The organism is Amycolatopsis roodepoortensis, from assembly GCF_024628825.1.
Classification (GTDB): domain Bacteria; phylum Actinomycetota; class Actinomycetes; order Mycobacteriales; family Pseudonocardiaceae; genus Amycolatopsis; species Amycolatopsis roodepoortensis.
Map to the genome: position 1 here is coordinate 4,452,468 of NZ_CP102415.1, position 15,604 is coordinate 4,468,071.

16 protein-coding genes are annotated in these 15,604 nt (G+C 71.1%); 4 read left to right on the forward strand and 12 right to left on the reverse strand.

Annotation, left to right across the window (positions count from 1 at the left end; genetic code table 11):
• Positions 1 to 58: 58 nt before the first annotated feature.
• From NQK81_RS20980 to NQK81_RS21005, 6 genes are all read right to left on the reverse strand, one after another.
• Complete coding sequence (locus NQK81_RS20980; protein WP_257489443.1) at positions 59 to 697, reverse strand: response regulator; 639 nt, start codon at positions 695 to 697, stop codon at positions 59 to 61.
• Positions 694 to 1,821 carry a sensor histidine kinase gene (locus tag NQK81_RS20985; RefSeq protein WP_257489444.1) on the reverse strand — a complete coding sequence of 376 codons (1,128 nt, stop codon included), beginning with the start codon at positions 1,819 to 1,821 and terminating at the stop codon, positions 694 to 696. The genes NQK81_RS20980 and NQK81_RS20985 overlap by 4 nt, the downstream gene beginning before the upstream one ends.
• Before the next feature lie 7 nt (positions 1,822 to 1,828).
• The gene (locus NQK81_RS20990) at positions 1,829 to 1,951 is read right to left on the reverse strand and encodes a hypothetical protein (protein ID WP_255432088.1); all 123 of its coding nucleotides are present in this window, start codon (positions 1,949 to 1,951) and stop codon (positions 1,829 to 1,831) included.
• Positions 1,952 to 2,018: 67 nt separating this feature from the next.
• Positions 2,019 to 3,278: a GAF domain-containing protein gene (locus tag NQK81_RS20995; RefSeq protein ID WP_257489445.1), complete on the reverse strand. Its 1,260-nt coding sequence runs from the start codon at positions 3,276 to 3,278 to the stop codon at positions 2,019 to 2,021.
• A gap of 72 nt (positions 3,279 to 3,350) precedes the next feature.
• Positions 3,351 to 4,223, reverse strand: a complete 873-nt coding sequence (locus NQK81_RS21000) for an ATP-NAD kinase (RefSeq protein ID WP_126732309.1) — start codon at positions 4,221 to 4,223, stop codon at positions 3,351 to 3,353.
• The gene (locus NQK81_RS21005) at positions 4,174 to 4,857 is read right to left on the reverse strand and encodes a DUF998 domain-containing protein (RefSeq protein WP_257489446.1); all 684 of its coding nucleotides are present in this window, start codon (positions 4,855 to 4,857) and stop codon (positions 4,174 to 4,176) included. The genes NQK81_RS21000 and NQK81_RS21005 overlap by 50 nt, the downstream gene beginning before the upstream one ends.
• Positions 4,858 to 4,989: 132 nt before the next feature.
• Between NQK81_RS21005 and NQK81_RS21010 the strand changes: the two genes are divergently transcribed.
• On the forward strand, positions 4,990 to 6,249 hold the full coding sequence (locus tag NQK81_RS21010) for a sensor histidine kinase (protein ID WP_257489447.1): 1,260 nt from the start codon (positions 4,990 to 4,992) through the stop codon (positions 6,247 to 6,249).
• Complete coding sequence (locus tag NQK81_RS21015) at positions 6,246 to 6,908, forward strand: response regulator (RefSeq protein WP_126732312.1); 663 nt, start codon at positions 6,246 to 6,248, stop codon at positions 6,906 to 6,908. Before NQK81_RS21010 ends, NQK81_RS21015 begins: the two co-directional genes overlap by 4 nt.
• On the opposite strand, the gene NQK81_RS21020 is transcribed toward NQK81_RS21015, so the two are convergent.
• The 4 genes from NQK81_RS21020 to NQK81_RS21035 all read right to left on the reverse strand — a co-directional run bounded on the left by NQK81_RS21020 (position 6,878) and on the right by NQK81_RS21035 (position 10,302).
• Positions 6,878 to 7,588 carry a hypothetical protein gene (locus tag NQK81_RS21020; protein ID WP_257489448.1) on the reverse strand — a complete coding sequence of 237 codons (711 nt, stop codon included), beginning with the start codon at positions 7,586 to 7,588 and terminating at the stop codon, positions 6,878 to 6,880. The genes NQK81_RS21015 and NQK81_RS21020 overlap by 31 nt on opposite strands.
• 211 nt (positions 7,589 to 7,799) lie before the next feature.
• Positions 7,800 to 8,003: a cold-shock protein gene (locus NQK81_RS21025; RefSeq protein WP_005163378.1), complete on the reverse strand. Its 204-nt coding sequence runs from the start codon at positions 8,001 to 8,003 to the stop codon at positions 7,800 to 7,802.
• Between the two features lie 248 nt (positions 8,004 to 8,251).
• A complete protein-coding gene (locus NQK81_RS21030; protein ID WP_185927051.1) occupies positions 8,252 to 8,422 on the reverse strand; it encodes a hypothetical protein in 171 nt (56 codons plus the stop codon).
• 257 nt (positions 8,423 to 8,679) lie between these two features.
• Positions 8,680 to 10,302, reverse strand: a complete 1,623-nt coding sequence (locus NQK81_RS21035) for a thiamine pyrophosphate-binding protein (RefSeq protein ID WP_063275110.1) — start codon at positions 10,300 to 10,302, stop codon at positions 8,680 to 8,682.
• A 156-nt stretch (positions 10,303 to 10,458) separates the two neighbouring features.
• Between NQK81_RS21035 and NQK81_RS21040 the strand changes: the two genes are divergently transcribed.
• The gene (locus NQK81_RS21040) at positions 10,459 to 11,745 is read left to right on the forward strand and encodes a hydroxyacid-oxoacid transhydrogenase (protein ID WP_257489449.1); all 1,287 of its coding nucleotides are present in this window, start codon (positions 10,459 to 10,461) and stop codon (positions 11,743 to 11,745) included.
• Entirely contained in the window at positions 11,739 to 12,158 is a 420-nt protein-coding gene (locus tag NQK81_RS21045) for an acyl-CoA thioesterase (protein ID WP_081975695.1), read from the forward strand. The genes NQK81_RS21040 and NQK81_RS21045 overlap by 7 nt, the downstream gene beginning before the upstream one ends.
• On the opposite strand, the gene NQK81_RS21050 is transcribed toward NQK81_RS21045, so the two are convergent.
• Both NQK81_RS21050 and NQK81_RS21055 read right to left on the reverse strand, forming a co-directional pair.
• Positions 12,114 to 13,850 (reverse strand): ATP-binding cassette domain-containing protein, encoded by a 1,737-nt coding sequence (locus NQK81_RS21050; protein ID WP_257489450.1) that lies wholly within the window; start codon positions 13,848 to 13,850, stop codon positions 12,114 to 12,116. The two genes, NQK81_RS21045 and NQK81_RS21050, sit on opposite strands and share 45 nt — an antisense overlap.
• Positions 13,847 to 15,514, reverse strand: coding sequence for an ABC transporter ATP-binding protein (locus tag NQK81_RS21055; protein WP_257489451.1), 1,668 nt, complete (start codon positions 15,512 to 15,514; stop codon positions 13,847 to 13,849). The genes NQK81_RS21050 and NQK81_RS21055 overlap by 4 nt, the downstream gene beginning before the upstream one ends.
• Between the last annotated feature and the right edge of the window lie 90 nt (positions 15,515 to 15,604).

Here is a 15,604-nt window from a genome sequence, read left to right on the forward strand (position 1 = left end):
GGATCAGCGCAGCCAGTGACACCGGTGTGTGTCATCGGCACGTGATCTCCCGGCCGCGTCAGAGGCCTTTTTCCAGGCCGTACCGGACGGCCTCCGCACGATTGCGCACACCGATCTTGGCGAAGGCGTGATTGATGTGGCTTTTCACGGTGGCCTCGCCGATGAACAGTTCGGCGGCGATTTCCGGATTGGACAGCCCGCGCGCGATGAGGCCGAGCACTTCGGCTTCGCGTGCGGTGAGCCCGTCCGGGAGCTCCGTCTTGACCCTGGTGGCCGTTCTCGAATCGAGCGCGGCGACGAGCCTGTCGGCAACTTCGGCGGCGAAGATCGCCTGCCCGTTCGCGGCGGAGCGGACGGCCGCCCCGATCTCGGCGCGTCCGGCGTCCTTCGTCAGGTAACCGCGGGCTCCGGCGCGCACCGCGTCGGCGATCGAAGCGTCGTCCGCGTACGTCGTGAGGACGACGACCGCGACCTCCGGGTGATCGCGTCGGAGCAGCCTGGTCGCGGCCACTCCGTCCAGCACGGGCATGCGCAGGTCCATCAGCACGACGTCGGCCGCGGTGTGGCTCAGCAGGTCGAGCGCCTGGCGGCCGTCGCCCGCCGCGCCGGTGACCTCGATCCCGTCGATCAAGCCGAGCAGCGCGACGAGCCCTTCGCGCATGACCTGCTGGTCATCGACCACGACCACCCGGATCACGCCCGCACCACCGCCTCAACCGTCCAGCGCCCGTCGCCGGGGCCCGCGGTCAGCGTGCCACCGGCGAGCGCGAGCCGCTCCCTCATCCCGGTGAGGCCGAATCCGCCGGTGTCCTCCGCGCGGACGGTTTCGCCGAGTTCGTTCCACACCCGCAAGCGAACCTCCGCCCGGGTGAAGAGCAGCCGGAGCGACACCGGCCGCCCGGCGGCGTGCTTCGCCGCGTTGGTCAAGGCTTCCCGCGCCACCCCCACCAACGAGACCACCTCGGCGGACGGCAGCGGGCGCTCCTCCCCCACGACCTCGAAGTACGCTCCGCCATGATGCGCGTCCGCCAGCTGCCGCAGGGCTTCGGCCAGCGACGGGACATCGCTGCGCAGGGCGGCGACTGCGTCGCGTGCCTCGGCGAGCCCGTCCGCGGCCAGCCGCCGCGACAACCGGACCCTGGCGAGCGCACCGTCCACATCGGACTTCTCGGTCAGCAGGGCCTCGGCGACCTCCAGATGGACTCCCAGCGCTCCCAGCGAATGCGCGAGGACGTCGTGGATCTCCCTGGCGATCCGCGCGCGCTCGTCCAGCGCGGCGGCCCGCGCGTGTTCCTTCCGCGCCAGCTTGGTCTGCTCCAGCAACGCGGCCGCCTGCGCCGCCTGCACCTCGTACTGCCGCCGGTTCAAGCCCAGCAGCATCAGTACGAGCAGCACGCCGACGTTGCCGAAGACCAGTGGTCCGGCCGCACCGGCGACCAGGCCGGTGGCCGCCGCGAGGCCCGCGTCGAGCCCCACCACCCCCATGATGGCGGCCACCGACGGCTCGGTCAGGGAGGCGAACCGGCTGACCGTGACCACGGCCAGCACGATGGCGGAGGAGTCCTCCGCCCAGCCGAGGGTGATCGACGGCGCGACACTCGCCACCGCGAGCAGGACGGTCGCCACCCGGGGCAACCGCGGAGAGACCACCACGAACCCCAGCCAGCAGACCGCGCTGACGCCGTACGCCGTCCAGATCCACGCACTGGACTCGCGAGCGGTCAGCAACACCACCACGATCGCGGCCGTGCCGAGCAGCTGGACCACCAGCCAGCTGGGCGCGATCGTGTCCGGCAGCAGCGGCTTGCTCCGCTTCCCCATGGCTCCCTCAGTGCTCGCTCAACCGCGTGATCATCTCCACCAGGATCAGCCGGTAGGCCAGGAACCCGAGCAGGACGACGACCCCCACCACGACCAGCGCCACCAGGCCTTTCACGTTCATCTTTCCCATGTCACGGACGTTAGGCACGCGGCGGGGTGGACCGGGACCCCCGCCGGGTCGAGGCGGGGGTGGAGATTCAGGCGCGGACGGCGGGCGCGACCGAATGCGGGAGCACCTCGCCGTCGGACGGCCGTTCGACCACGACCTCGACGTCGTCGCCGAACCGGTACGGCCTGGCCAGCAGGAACCCACCGAAATGCCGCCTCATTCTGGACATCTCCGCGCGGACGGTGACGGTCCGGCCGGCGTCGCCGAAGAGGTCGCGCGACAGTTCCGACGCCGACCTGCCTTCGCGATGCCGTGCGAGGACGTACAGCATCTCCGCGTGTCGCGGGCTCAGCCGATGCGACCAGGTTCCCGCCGCGCCCGAGACGCGGAGCGTGCTTTCCCGCGAAGACCTCAGATCGAGCACGACGCGCGTCGGCGGCGCGTCCTCCCCCTCGGTGAACCGGACGAGCCAGCCGCCGGGCAGCGGCTCCAGCAGGCATTCGCCGTAGGCCGGCAGCCAGGTGCGGCCGGGAGCGGCGTCGTTCGGCAGCGCGATCCGGCCGACCGGGACGAGACCGGCCGAGGCCGCGATCCAGCCGTGCGGGTCGGCGATGACCGCCCGGCCCTTCACCTTGGCGAGCAGCGGTGTGGCCAGACCGCGCAACCGTTCGAGCTCGGAGAGATGGCTGGTCCGCAGATGCGCTTCGGCGAGCTTCGCGACCGTATCGACCAGCGCGAGGGTCGTCGGGTGCACGGTGGAGGCCGGTCCGGAGAGGTCGACGACGCCGAGCAGCCTGCCGTCCCTCGGATCGTGCAGCGGCGCCGCGGCGCAGGTCCAATCGTGCTGGTTGCTGACGTAATGCTCGGCCGAGTAGACCTGGACCGGATGCCTGGCGACCAGCGCCGTGCCGATGGCGTTGGTGCCCGCGGCGCGCTCGTGCCAGTCGACCCCTTCGACGAAGCCGAGGCCGTCGGCGCGGCGGCGGACCGCGGTGCTGCCGTCGCGCCAGAGGACACGGCCGTCGGCGTCGACGACGGCCATGATGTGCGCGGCCTGCTCGGCGAGACTGATCAGGCCGCCGCGCAGAACGGGCAGGACGGCCGCGAGACCGCTTCCGCGGCGGCGGGTTTCCAGCTGGTCCGGGGTGAGCGCGGACGACGGCGAGCCGCGATCCGGGTCGAGGCCGAGACGTCGCATCCGCTGCCAGGACGCGCCGATGACCGCTCGCGGAGCACTCGGAAGCGTGGTCCCGGCGAGCGCCGCCTCGCGCACCTCGGCGAGGGCGCGTGCGTGCCGCCGCGGATCCGCGCCGACCGGCAGCGCCGCCTCCAGCTGCACCTGGCCCACTCCTTTGCTCTGTTCAGGCCAGTGTGCCCGGACGTCCCGGGGAGCGGAAGGTCTCTGTGACCTGGGCGCGGCTTACCCGGGGAAGGGTGCGTCCGCGAGGCGGGGCCTCGGCAGGACCTCGGCGGGCTTCCGGCCCAGCAGCAGCCCGGTCCGGGTGGCCTCGGCCATCACGGCGCGGACGTCGACGCACCACGGGCCGTCGGGCTTCAACTCCACGAAAGCGCTCTCTCCCGGCTTGAGCACGAAATGCGGTTGGCCGTCGAGCGCGATGGAGCCGCCGGCGGCGGCGAGGTCGACGCGGACCCCGGCGTGCAGCACGCTCCAGCCGCGGACACCCACCGCCCGGACCTCGCCGGGCGCGATCGGCGCCTGGACGACGTACGGCGTTTCGTCGACCGGCCCGAGCGAGACCGCGACACCGTCCACAGTGGACTTCGGGCTCGGGCACAGCCGCCCGGGGATACTCGACAGCCCGACCCCGTCCGGGACCGCGAACGTGCAGTACAGCTCGGTCAGCGACGCGGGATCCCACCGGCTCTCCGAGCACACGCTGACGTCGGTCAGCGCGATCTCCCGGCGGGCCTTCGTGACGACCTCGAGCACGGTCGCACGGTTCGTGACCAGGTCCGTGTCCACCTGATGGGTGGCCACCAGCCCGGCGGCGAGCCCGGCGACGGTGGATTCGTCGGCGCCTCCGGCAGGCAGCATCAGCAGCGGCACGTCACCGCAGGCGGCCGCGGCCGCGCGCATCATGGTCGCGGTGCCGAGGCAGATGATCACGCTCGCGCCCGCGTCCACCATCCGGCGGACGGTGCCGATGATCTTCCCCGCGTCGGTCCACACCATCACGCGGCCGACGCCGGCCACCCTCAGTGCCGAACGCAGGCCCTGGATGTCACGCTCCGAAGCGGGGTTCGCCACGATCCCCGCAACCGCTTCGCCCACATGTCCTCCGCTGCCGCGCCAAGTCACTACAAGGAAACGACGTCCGGGCCGCGAAAGAAAGAGTTGCACGAGGTTGCATCGCAAAGCCACCGCGGCGGGTGAGGGCGACCAGCAGCGCGAGTTCGAGGATCAGCAGGATCCGTTCGGCCAATCCGCTCACCGCGCGGGCGTCGACCAGGAACGTCGCGACGAAGACCACCAGGGCGGCCAATGCGGCGTAGGACGTCCGCCGGGCCGCCCCGAGGACCAGTCCTGCCAGCGGCAACGCGGCGAAAGCGACGAGCGCGGCGTGCCGGTGGATCGCGCCGTGCCAGGTCAGCGGCTGGTCCATCGGCTCCTGCGGGAACACCGCGAGCACGCACAGCGCGACACCGGACAAGGCGACGAGCCTGGCCGCGCACACCGCGCCGGACAGGCGGACGCCGCCCGCGATGGTCAGCGCGCCGAAGCCGACGGCCAGCATGGCGACCCCCACGAGCCGTGTGCCCTGGCCGACGTGGACGTACTCGCTGAAGGTGGTGGCGAGCGGGTCGACCGCGCCGGCGTTGACGATCTCGACGTAGACCGCGATGACCAGCCCCGCCGCCAGCCAGGCGTACGCGGACAGCCTGATCAGCACTCTGATGTCGTTCATGGACCGAGCCTGACCGCGGGGCACCGTCCGGCACATCCCGCCCGGGCGAGCAGTCCGCGTCACCTCGTGGGGGACTCCCGGTGTCCCCCACGAGGGGATGTGCCCGGTCCGCGGCGTCGTTAGCGTCGAGCCATGGATTCGTACGGCGGTTCACTGGGGTGGGCGCTCCTCACCGGACGCGACGCCGATCTGGAACCGCCGTCGGGCTGGTGGCGCGGCCCGGTCTGGGTGAAGACGCTCCTCGCCGGATCCGCGCTCGTGGTGCTGGTGGGCCTGACCTACGGCACCTGGGCGCGTTACCTCGGTGGTAACAGCGCGCCGCTGGTCTTCTTCCTGCTGGCCCTGCAGATCGTGCCGCCGTTGCTGGTCGTCAAACGTCCGTTGACCGCCGTCCGGGTGGCGGCGGCGGGGATGGTCTGCGCGATCATCGCGGTCCTCTTCCCCGCCGGGCCCACGCTGTTCGGCCCGACGCTGTCGGACTGGCCGTTGCAGGTCCACGTCCTGCCGTATCTCCCGGTGCTCGCGATGACGCTCGCCCGCACGAAACCCGGGCAGGGCAGGGGGATCTCGATCATCGCCGTGACGCTGGCCGTCGGGGTCGGCGTCGCGCAGTTACCGCGCGCGGGTACGAAGACCTTGGTGTGGTCGTTGATCGTGGTGGCCGCGACCATCGCGGCGGGATACGGGATGCAGCAACGCCGCCGGGCGCTGGAGCAGGTCGACGCGGCCGAGCGCACGACGGTCGAGGAGCGGGCGAAACGGGCTTCGTTGCAGGAACGCGCGTTGATCGCCAGGGAACTGCACGACATCATCGGCCATCACCTCTCCCTGATCGCGCTGCGGACCGACAGCGCGCGCTACCGCGTCCCGGACGTGTCCGAGGCCGCGGAGGAGGAGTTCCGCGCCATCGGGGTCGCGGCCAGGGAAGCGCTCGACGAGGCCCGCCGGCTGGTCGGCGTACTGCGTGACACGGAGGCCGAACCCGAGCACGAACCGCAGCCAGGGCTCGCGGAGGTGCCGTCGCTGATCGACGGCTGCCGGGCCTCCGGGATCGGGATCCGCGCGGAGATCTCGGCCTGCGACGACGTCCCCGCGCTGATCGAACTCGCCGCGTACCGGATTCTCCAGGAGGCGCTGAGCAACGCGGCACGGCACAGCCCCGGCGCGGAAGTGGACGTCGAGGTGCGGCGAGGACCCGACGGGCTCGAAATCCTCGTCGAGAACGGGCCGCCCACGAGGCCTGCCGCACCTTCGGCCGGTGATGGCACCGGCCTCGCCGGGATCGCCGAACGCGTTACCCTGATCGGCGGTTCCCACGAGGCCGGACCGCGGGCCGACGGCGGTTTCCGCGTGGCCGTCAAGCTGGATCTCCCGGGGGTGGACGACGCGTGACGACCGTTTTCATCGTCGACGACCAGGCCTTGGTGCGGGAGAGCTTCGCCGGCCTGCTGAACGCGCAGCCGGGTCTGGACGTGGTGGGCCAGGCAGGCGACGGGATCGCGGCGCTCACGGACATCGCCGCGCTGGCCACGCCACCGGACGTCGTCCTGATGGACATCCGGATGCCGGTGATGGACGGGCTCGAAGCGACCAGGCGGCTGCTCGAAGGTGACGGCGAGAAGCCGAAAGTGCTCGTCCTGACGACGTTCCATCTGGACGACTACGTCTACGAGGCGCTGCGGGCGGGCGCGAGCGGGTTCCTGTTGAAGGACGCGCCGTCGGCCGAACTGATCAACGCCATCGAAGTGGTCGCCGCCGGTGACGCGTTGCTCTCCCCCGCCGTCACGAAGCGGCTCATCGCGAACTTCGTGGCGAGCGCACCGGTTCCGCGGCCTTCCCCGGCGAGGTTCGACGTCCTCACCGAACGCGAACGGGAAGTACTGCGGTTGATCGCCAAAGGACGCTCCAATCCGGAGATCGCCGCGGATCTGGTGCTCTCGGCACAGACCATCAAGACGTATGTCGGCCGGATACTGGCGAAACTCGGGTTACGGGACCGGGCACAGGCGATCGTGCTCGCCTACGAGGCTGGACTCGTCTCCCCCGCCTGACGGTCGGCGGGCCTCGTCAGGACGCGGACGCCGAGCGGGACGAGCGCCAGTCCGAGGGCCACCGCGGTGAAGACGCTCAGGAGCTCGCTTTCCTTCAGCACCCCCATCCAGAGCGTGCACGGCCAGAGGAACAGCAGCGCCCGCACGATGCCGAAGGTGCCCGCCCGGAACGCCCCGATGGCCAGCAGCAGTCCGCCGGCGTATTGGCCGACCGACGCGGTGACCGGGATCCGCCACAGCCCGTAGGACAGGTCGACGTAGTCGTCCATCACCAGCTTCGTCGCGTGGTCCAGACCGAGCTTGTCGACGAGCTCGAAGGCCGTCAGCTCGACACCGGCGAAGTAGACCCGTGCGAACAAACCGAACGCGAGCAGCAGGAATCCCCACGCGGCCAACGCCGGCGCCTTCGCCGCGACGATTTTCGCCAGCATCAGGAAAGCCGGCAGCAGGAGGACCGCTCCGAGCAGGAAGAGCGAGTACGCGGCCGTCACGAAGCCCGGGTTCGCGGCGTACGCGGCGAGCTGTCCGGGCGCGGCGAAGGGCTGCTGGTCGAACCACGCGACTTGCTCCGGCGTGAAGTCCTTGAGCACCAGATGCCGCAGCAACAGGCCCGCGCACCACACGAGCGGGGCGAGAATCAGTGCCACTCCGCCGATCCATCGGCCGGTTTTCCCGTTCATGGCGCAAGCGTCGCCGATGGGGAGGGCACGGGGCAGCGGGCGAAGGTAAGGCGAGAGCCTCGACTTTCGTCAGGTTCGGGGGCTGCGTCCGGCGGGTCGTGAGTGGCGATTCGGGTTCTAACCCGAATCGCCACTCACGACCGGGCCGAGCCCGGAAAAGCAGCAGGGCCGCCTCCCCGAAGGGATGACGGCCCTGCTTGGAAAGCTTGGATCAGATCACGGTGACCGAGGTGGCCTGCGGACCCTTCGCGCCCTGCCCGATCTCGAACTCCACGCGGGCGTTCTCCTCGAGGGTACGGAAGCCGTTGCCCTTGATCTCGCTGTAGTGCACGAAGACGTCGCCGCCGCCGTTGTCGGGAGTGATGAAGCCGAACCCCTTCTCGGAGTTGAACCACTTCACAGTGCCCTGAGTCATAAAATCTCCATATGCAACACAAACAAACAGGAAGCCACGTCGGCAGCCCGGGTCTTGACCAGACGGTTTGCTTCCCCGGAAACACGAGGAGACACTACGCCCGCTGAGTTCTGCGAGCGTGAACCAACACGAACACAAAAAACGAGACCTGAATCAGTAAAGCACACCTCACGCAGGCCGACAAGCGTCTTCACCCTGGTGTGCGCAGCCGCACTGTACCTCTCCGGCCAGGGCCTCCGCCGTCCGGGCTATTCGCCGCTCGCAGCGCGCAGGGGTACCTCGGTGCCGAACGGCGAACGGCGCAACGCCTCCCGGTTCGTGGCCACGACGGCGATGTCGTGGGTCTCGGCGTCCGCGCTGAACTGCACCGGCACCACGCCGGAAACGGACTTGTCCTGTGGCTTCGTTTCGTCAGCCATGTTTTCTCCCAGTGTCAACACAACGCTCTAAGTACTGCGTGCCAACAACTTCACCGGTGATCGCTCCGGTCCATATCGGACCCTCGGTGTTGCGGCGATTGTGCCACGGCCGACCGACAAAATCCGGTCTCCGCGACCGAAAGTCGGCCGAGTCGTCACCGGTTTCCCACCCTTTGGAGCAGGTGAAGGCGGCCCCACAAGGGTTTCTGTGTATCCCCTGAGAAAAAGTTCCGCCCGGTCGTCCGGCGCGGCGGCCCCTACTGGCCGCCTTGCTGCGGCCTCGCGGCGCCCAGCAGGCTCGTCAGCCGGATGTCCGGGGTCACCACGTCCGGATCCGTCCTGATGTCGATCACGCACGGCCGTTGCCGCACCAGGGCGCTCGCGATGATCGGCTCCAGCTCTTCCCGGTCGTCGACGGTGTACCCGGCGGCGCCGAGCCCGCGTGCCCACGACGCGAAGTCGGTGATGGGGACGGTGACGCCCGAAAGCCGTCCGTGCTTGCGCGCCTGGTGCACGGCGAGCGGGCCGTGCACTCCGTTCTGGAACACCAGGACGGTCACCGGTACGCGGTAGCGGACGGCGGTCTCGATCTCCTGCCCGGTCATGAGCGCGCCGCCGTCGCCCGCCATCGCGATCACCGTCCGGCGTGGTTCGGCGAGTTTCGCCGCGACCGCCGCCGGGACCGCGTACCCCATGGCCGCGTTGCTCGGCCCGAGCTGGCTGCGTGGCGCGGTGAAACACCAGTAGCGGTGCATGAACTGGGCGAAGTTGCCCGCGTCGCTGGTCACGATCGCGTCCTCGGGCGCGAGTTTGCGCACCGCCCGGATGACGTCGGCGGGGTGGACGCGGGTGGCGCCGCTGGTGTCGGGCGGGGTCATGAAGGTGTGCACGGCGGCGTTCGCGGCCGACGCGCGCCGCTGCCGTGGCGAGGCGACATTGCGCAGTTCACGCAGGAAGGGCTCGACCTCGGAGTCGACCCGGAAGGTCAGGCCGCCGCGGCGGGCGGGCTCGATCCCCGTGCCGACCAGCACCAGCGTCTGCGACGGCGTCGGGTAGCGGAAGGACTGCGTGGTGACCTCGTCGAGCTGTGTGCCCAGCGCGAGCACGAGGTCCGCGCGCTCCAGCGCGTCGAGCTGCCGCGCGGGGATGCCGATGCCGAGGTGGCCGGCGTAGCGCGCGTGGTTCTCGGGGAAGGCGTCCTGACGGCGGAACGCGTTGTACACCGGCAACGCGAGCTCGTCGGCGACGGCGATCAGCTCGTCCCGCGCGGCGCGGGCCCGGCCGCCGACGATCACCACCGGGTAGCGGGCCTCGTCGACCAGCTGCGCGACCGCCTCGGCGGTCCGGCCGAGCGCGCCGGTGGCGGGCGGGCGCACGGCGGCCACCGGTTTGGCCGAATCGAACGGGACCCCCCAGAAGTCGGCGGGGACGGCGACGACGGTGGGCCCCGGCCGCCCTTCCCGGCAGCGGGTCAGCGCCTCGACCAGCAGGCCGGGAACCTCATCCGGCGATTCCGCGCGGCCGGTCCACTTCGAGATCGGCTCGAACATCGCGGTGAGGTCGGCGGTCGGCAGCTCGCTCGTCGGCCCCGGATCCTGCGGCGGGTTCTCCAGGAGGACGACCATCGGGCTCTCGTCCTGGTACGCCGTGGAGACGCCGATCGCGAGGTTCGCCGCGCTCGGGCCGCGGCCGGCCAGCAGCACCGCGGGGTGCTCGGTCAGCTTGCCTTCGGCCTCGGCCATGAAGGCCGCGCCGGAGTCGTGTCTCGCCGAGACGAAGGTGATCGAACGCTCGCGTTGCAGCGCGTCGAGCAGATCCAGGAAGGACTCACCCACCACCGCGTACACGCGGTGGATCTGCGCCTCGGTCAGGATCCTCACGGCCGTCTGGGCGACGGACGCTCCCGGTTGGTATCTAATGAGAAGAGCTTAGGCGGGCGGTGATCGGTGCCGTCAAGCGATCTTCCGATTCCGGCAACCCCGGAGCGGCGGAATGTCCGATATTCGGAACGTGTTCGAGCAAGGGAGCACGAAAACGTGACCTCAGCCACCGCCGGACGTGAAACTGTTTTCACCTACGGGGCGCCGGCCTTGAAATACGGCACCGGGTCGAGCGACGAGATCGGCTACGACCTCACCCAGTACGGCGCGCGCCGCGTGCTCGTCCTGACCGACGCGGGTGTCGCCGCGACGGGCTGGCCACAACGGATCGCCGAAGGTATCGAGACCTATGGCATCGAAGCCGTCGTCTTCGACGGCGTGCACGTCGAGCCGACCGACGTCAGCATGCGGAAGGCCGTCGACTTCGCCCGCGGGCAGGGCGAGTGGGACGCCTTCGTCGCCGTGGGTGGCGGGTCGGCCATCGACACCGCCAAGGCGGTGAACCTGTTGACCAGCAACGACGGCGACCTGTTGGACTACGTCAACGCGCCGGTCGGCGGCGGCCGCGCGCCGAGCGCGCCGCTGAAACCGCTGGTCGCGGTGCCGACCACGACCGGGACGGGTTCGGAGAGCACCACGGTCTGCGTGCTGGACGTGTTGTCACTGCGCGTGAAGAGCGGCATCAGCCATCTCCGGATGCGGCCGAGCCTCGCCGTGGTCGACCCGCGGCTGACGGTCTCGCAGCCGCCGGAGGTCACCGCCGCGAGCGGGATGGACATCCTCTGCCACGCCGCGGAGAGCTACACGGCCAAGCCGTACACCGAGTTCGACCGGAAGCGCCCGGAGGACCGGGTCCCTTACTGTGGCTCGAATCCGCTGGCCGACATGTTCGCCGAGCAGTCGCTGCGGCTGCTGTCGTGGGCGCTGCCCGCCGCCGTGCGGGACGGCTCCGACATGAAGGCGCGCGAGGCGATGGCGCTCGCGGCGACGTTCGCCGGGCTCGGCTTCGGCAACGCCGGCGTGCACATCCCGCACGCCAACGCGTATCCGATCGCCGGGCAGGTCCGGGACTTCCATCCGTCCGGGTATCCGGGCGACGAAGCGATGGTGCCGCACGGGATGGCCGTCTCGCTGACGGCGCCCGCGGCGTTCCGGTTCACCTTCGACGCCGCGCCGGACCGGCACATCCGGGTGGCCAGGCTGCTCGCGCCGGACTACGAATGGCCGGGCGACCTGCGGGATCACCTGCCCGCGGTGCTGGGGCAGATCATGCGGGAGATCGGGATCCCCAACGGGATCGGCGCCGTCGGCTACACCGAGTCCGATGTGGACTCACTGGTTTCCGGCACGGTGAAACAACAACGGCTGCTGGCGACGGCGCCGCGCGAGGCGTCCGAAGCCGATCTCGCCGTCATCCTGCGCGAGTCGGTGACGCTGTGGTGAACGCCGAGTACCCGCACTGGCAGACGGTTCCGTTGCGGTGGAAGGACAACGACGTCTACGGGCACGTCAACAACGTCGTCCACTACTCGGTGATGGACACCGTGATCAACACGTGGCTGATCGAACGCGGCGGCCTGGACATCGAAACCGGTGAGGTCATCGGGCTGTGCGTGGAATCGCAGTGCAAGTACCACGCTTCGGTGTCGTTCCCGGGGGAACTCGAGGTCGGCCTGCGGGTCGGCCACCTCGGCCGGTCCAGCGTCCGCTACGAGGTCGGGATGTACTCGAAGGAGACGGTGATCGCGGAAGGCCATTTCGTGCACGTCTTCGTCGATCGCGAGTCCAGGCGGCCCGTCCCCGTCGAAGGTTTACTCCGGAGCGCGCTCGAAGAACTGCGCACTGGGCTGGGGTAGCCGCGGCGACCACGCGTGCATGAGCTGGGCGTAGCGCGTGGACCGGTCCATGAGTTCGAGATGGGTGCCCAGCGCGGTCTCCTTGCCGTCCATCACCAGGACCCGGTCCGCGCGCAACGCCGACGACAGCCGGTGCGCGATCACCACCAGCACCCCGCCCCGCTCGGCGAACGCCCGTTCCGCGCGGGCTTCGGCGGGCGGGTCGAGGTGCGAGGTCGCCTCGTCGAGGATGACGACGCCCGCTTCGCTCGCGTAGACGCGCGCGAGCGCGATCAGCTGCGCCTCGCCGGCGGACAGCGTGCCGTGCCCGATCTCGCCGTCGAGCCCGCCCAGCCGCGTGACCAGCGGTTCCGCGCCGACGGCCGCCACCGCCGCCAGGAGTTCGCGGTCCATCGCGGTCTGCGCGAACAGGCCGACGTTGTCCCGCACCGACCCCGCGAAGACGTAGGCCTCCTGCGGGATCAGCGCGATCATCCGGTGCCGCAGCGCCGACGGCACCTCCCGGACCGGCACGCCGCCGAGCAGCACCCGGCCACCCTGCGGTTCGAGCATTCCGGTCAGGAGCCCGGCCAAGGTCGACTTGCCGATACCGCTCGGCCCCACCACCGCGAGCCGCTCGCCGGGCCGCAGATGCAGGTCGAGCCCACGCACCACCGGCTGCGCCGCCGCGCCCCAGCTGAAGGTCAGGTCGCGCACGTAGATCGCGGTCCCGTCGGGTTCGGCCGTGCCGTCGGGCTCGGGCTCGGCCTGTGCGGTCTCCGCGAGCCGCCGCAGCGCGACGATCAGCCGCAGCACCACGGTGCTCGCGGTCGCGGCCAGCCCTCGCAACGCCGGCTGCATCGTCGTCGCGAGGTAGACGAGCGCGCCGAGCGCGGCGCCGGCGGTGAGCACCCCGTCCCTGACCATGCCCGGCGCCACCAGCAACGCCAGGAGCAGCGGCACGAACCCGCCGGTCGCGATCACCACCGTCCTGGCCGCCCCGGACCGCGCCACCCGCACGGCCGCCGCGGCCTGCGTGTCGATGGCGTCGTAGAGCTCCAGCGCGGCCAGCGGTTCCGCGCCGCAGGCGACGACGTCGCGCATCCCGGACAGCGACGCGCCCGCGACCTCGGCGGTCCGCTCGTCGGCCAGCGCCAGCGCGCGCTGACGGCGAGCCAGCGACGGGAGCAGGCAGGCGAACACCGCGACCGCGACCACCACCGGGATCGCGACGATCAGCGCGAGCGAACCGGCGACGGTGAAGAGTCCGGCCAGCGCCGCCACCGTCGTCACGATCATCCCGCGCGCCTGCACCAGCAGCCCGGCCGTGGCGTCGCGGACGACTTCGACGTGCTGGGTGATGCGGGCGACGCCGCTGGCGTCCGGCTGGTTCCGCGGCGGCGCGGGGTCGTGCAGGACCCCGCGCACGACGGCCGTCACCAGCGCGTCGCGCAGCGGCTCGACGACCTTGCCGAGCTGATGCCACACCAGCCGTGAACCGAACGCGCCGATCACGGCGACCAGCCCGAAGATCGCGAGCCAACGCAGTCCGGTGCCTGGCCGATCCGCGGCAAACCCCTCGTCGACCGCGAGCTCGACCAGGCGACCGGACAAGAACGCGGGCGCGCTTTCCAGTACGGAGCAGGCCAGCAGGACCAGCCCGCCGCGCCACTGCCCGGCCAGCGCCGAGCGGTAGAGCCCCCAGACGCTCATTGCGCGCCCTCGGTGAAAACCGCCCGATAAGCCGGATCCCGCCACAGCTCGTCGTGCGCGCCGACCGCGCGGACGCGGCCGTCTTCCAGCCACACCACCGTGTCCGCCCGCGACGCGGTGGCCGCGCGATGCGTCACCACCACCCGGGTCCGGCCGGGGAGCGTGCGCTCGATCGCCTCTTCGACCGCGGCTTCGGTGACCGTGTCGAGGCTGGCGGTGGCGTCGTCGAGGATGAGCACCCGCGGCGCGTGCGCGATCGCGCGCGCCAGCCCGATCCGTTGCGCCTCCCCGCCGGACAGCGGGGTTTCCGAAAGCGGCGTCCGGTAGCCGTCCGGCAGCCGGACGATCAGGTCGTCGACCTGGGCGGACCGGCAGGCGGCGCGGACGGCGGCCTCGCCGGCCCACGAGCCGTAGCCGACGGCGTCACCGATGGTCGCCCCGAGCAGCGCGGGCCGTTCGAAGGCGAACCCGACCACCGCGCGGAGCTCGTTCGGCCGCAGCCGCTCCAGCGGGCGGCCGTCGAGCAGCGCCGCTCCTTCGTCCGGGGTCAGCAGTCCGCCGAGGACGTTGACCAGCGCGGACTTCCCCGAGCCGGAGCGCCCGACGACGGCGGTGAACCGGCCGCCCGGCACGAGCAGGTCGACGTCGGCCAACGCGCCTTCGACGGTGACTCCGCGCAGTTCGAGCGTGCCCCGGCCGGGGACGACCCCGAGGTCGCCCGGTTCGGGGACCGGCGAGTCCAGCACCTCGTTGATTCGCCGCGCGCACGACCGCGCGCGGGAAAGTGTGGTGAGCAAAGGAATCTGGGTGATCAGGCCCATGCCGAGCGCGACGTAGCCGAGCGCCGCGAGGACCTGGCCGACGGTCAGCCTGCCGTCCAGCACACCGAATCCTGCGGCGGCGAGTACCGCGATTTCCACCGCGGGCAGCAGCAGCCCGGAGCGCCACACCATCCTGGCCTGTGTCCGCCACATCCCGCGGCCGGCGAGGCTCATTTTCGGCAGGGGCCGCAGGACCCGTTCGGCTTCGCGGTCTGCGGTGCCCGACGCGGCGATCGTGCGGAGCCCGGCGACGGCGTCGACCATCCTGGCCGCGAGTTCGCCGGACACCTCCTGATAGGTCAGGACGTCGTCCGCGGTGTTCCTCAGATGGGTGCGCGCGAGCATCAGGCCGAACGGAATGCTGCCGAGGAAGACGAGCGCGAGCCGCCAGTCCATCAGGGCGAGCAGGACGACCGCTCCGCCGGAGATCAGAGTGGTCGAGCCGAGCTGGACGACGACCGAGGCGACCATTCCCGCTCCGGTGCAGTCACCGGTGAGCCTGCTGATCGCGTCGCCGTCGGCGAAGGTGGATCGGGTGCCGAGTGCGAGATAGCGGTCGGCGAGTTTCCGGCGCAGCCAAGCGGTGGCGGACGCGGTCATCCGCGCGGTGAGGATGCCGCCGATCAGGCCGACGGCGATTTCGGTGACACCGAGGACGATCAGCCAGGAGACCTCGGGAAGGCTGGGCCGCCCGGCCACCACGGCGTCCACCGCGGCGGCGAGCGCGCCGGGCAGCAGCAGTCCCGCCGCCGTCCCGGCGAGCGCGCTCAGGATCAACCCGATCAGGCGGGGGCGATCGAGCAGGGTCACGGTGACCAGCAGGCGATCGGCTGAACCCGCCATCCCACTCCTTACGAACTCGGTTCAGTGGTCTTCCGGCATGCGGTGGCACGTCGGTCGCGTGGGTCGTGAGTGGCGATTCGGGTTCTAACC

Coding starts and splice junctions, on each gene's coding strand:
- NQK81_RS21025 (WP_005163378.1), bottom strand. CDS start 8,003: ATGACTCAGGGCACTGTGAAGTGGTTCAACTCCGAGAAGGGGTTCGGC.
- NQK81_RS21005 (WP_257489446.1), bottom strand. CDS start 4,857: ATGAACGACATCAGAGTGCTGATCAGGCTGTCCGCGTACGCCTGGCTG.
- NQK81_RS20990 (WP_255432088.1), bottom strand. CDS start 1,951: ATGGGAAAGATGAACGTGAAAGGCCTGGTGGCGCTGGTCGTGGTGGGG.
- NQK81_RS20985 (WP_257489444.1), bottom strand. CDS start 1,821: ATGGGGAAGCGGAGCAAGCCGCTGCTGCCGGACACGATCGCGCCCAGC.
- NQK81_RS21030 (WP_185927051.1), bottom strand. CDS start 8,422: ATGGCTGACGAAACGAAGCCACAGGACAAGTCCGTTTCCGGCGTGGTG.
- NQK81_RS21050 (WP_257489450.1), bottom strand. CDS start 13,850: ATGAGCGTCTGGGGGCTCTACCGCTCGGCGCTGGCCGGGCAGTGGCGC.
- NQK81_RS21010 (WP_257489447.1), top strand. CDS start 4,990: ATGGATTCGTACGGCGGTTCACTGGGGTGGGCGCTCCTCACCGGACGC.
- NQK81_RS21055 (WP_257489451.1), bottom strand. CDS start 15,514: ATGGCGGGTTCAGCCGATCGCCTGCTGGTCACCGTGACCCTGCTCGAT.
- NQK81_RS21020 (WP_257489448.1), bottom strand. CDS start 7,588: ATGAACGGGAAAACCGGCCGATGGATCGGCGGAGTGGCACTGATTCTC.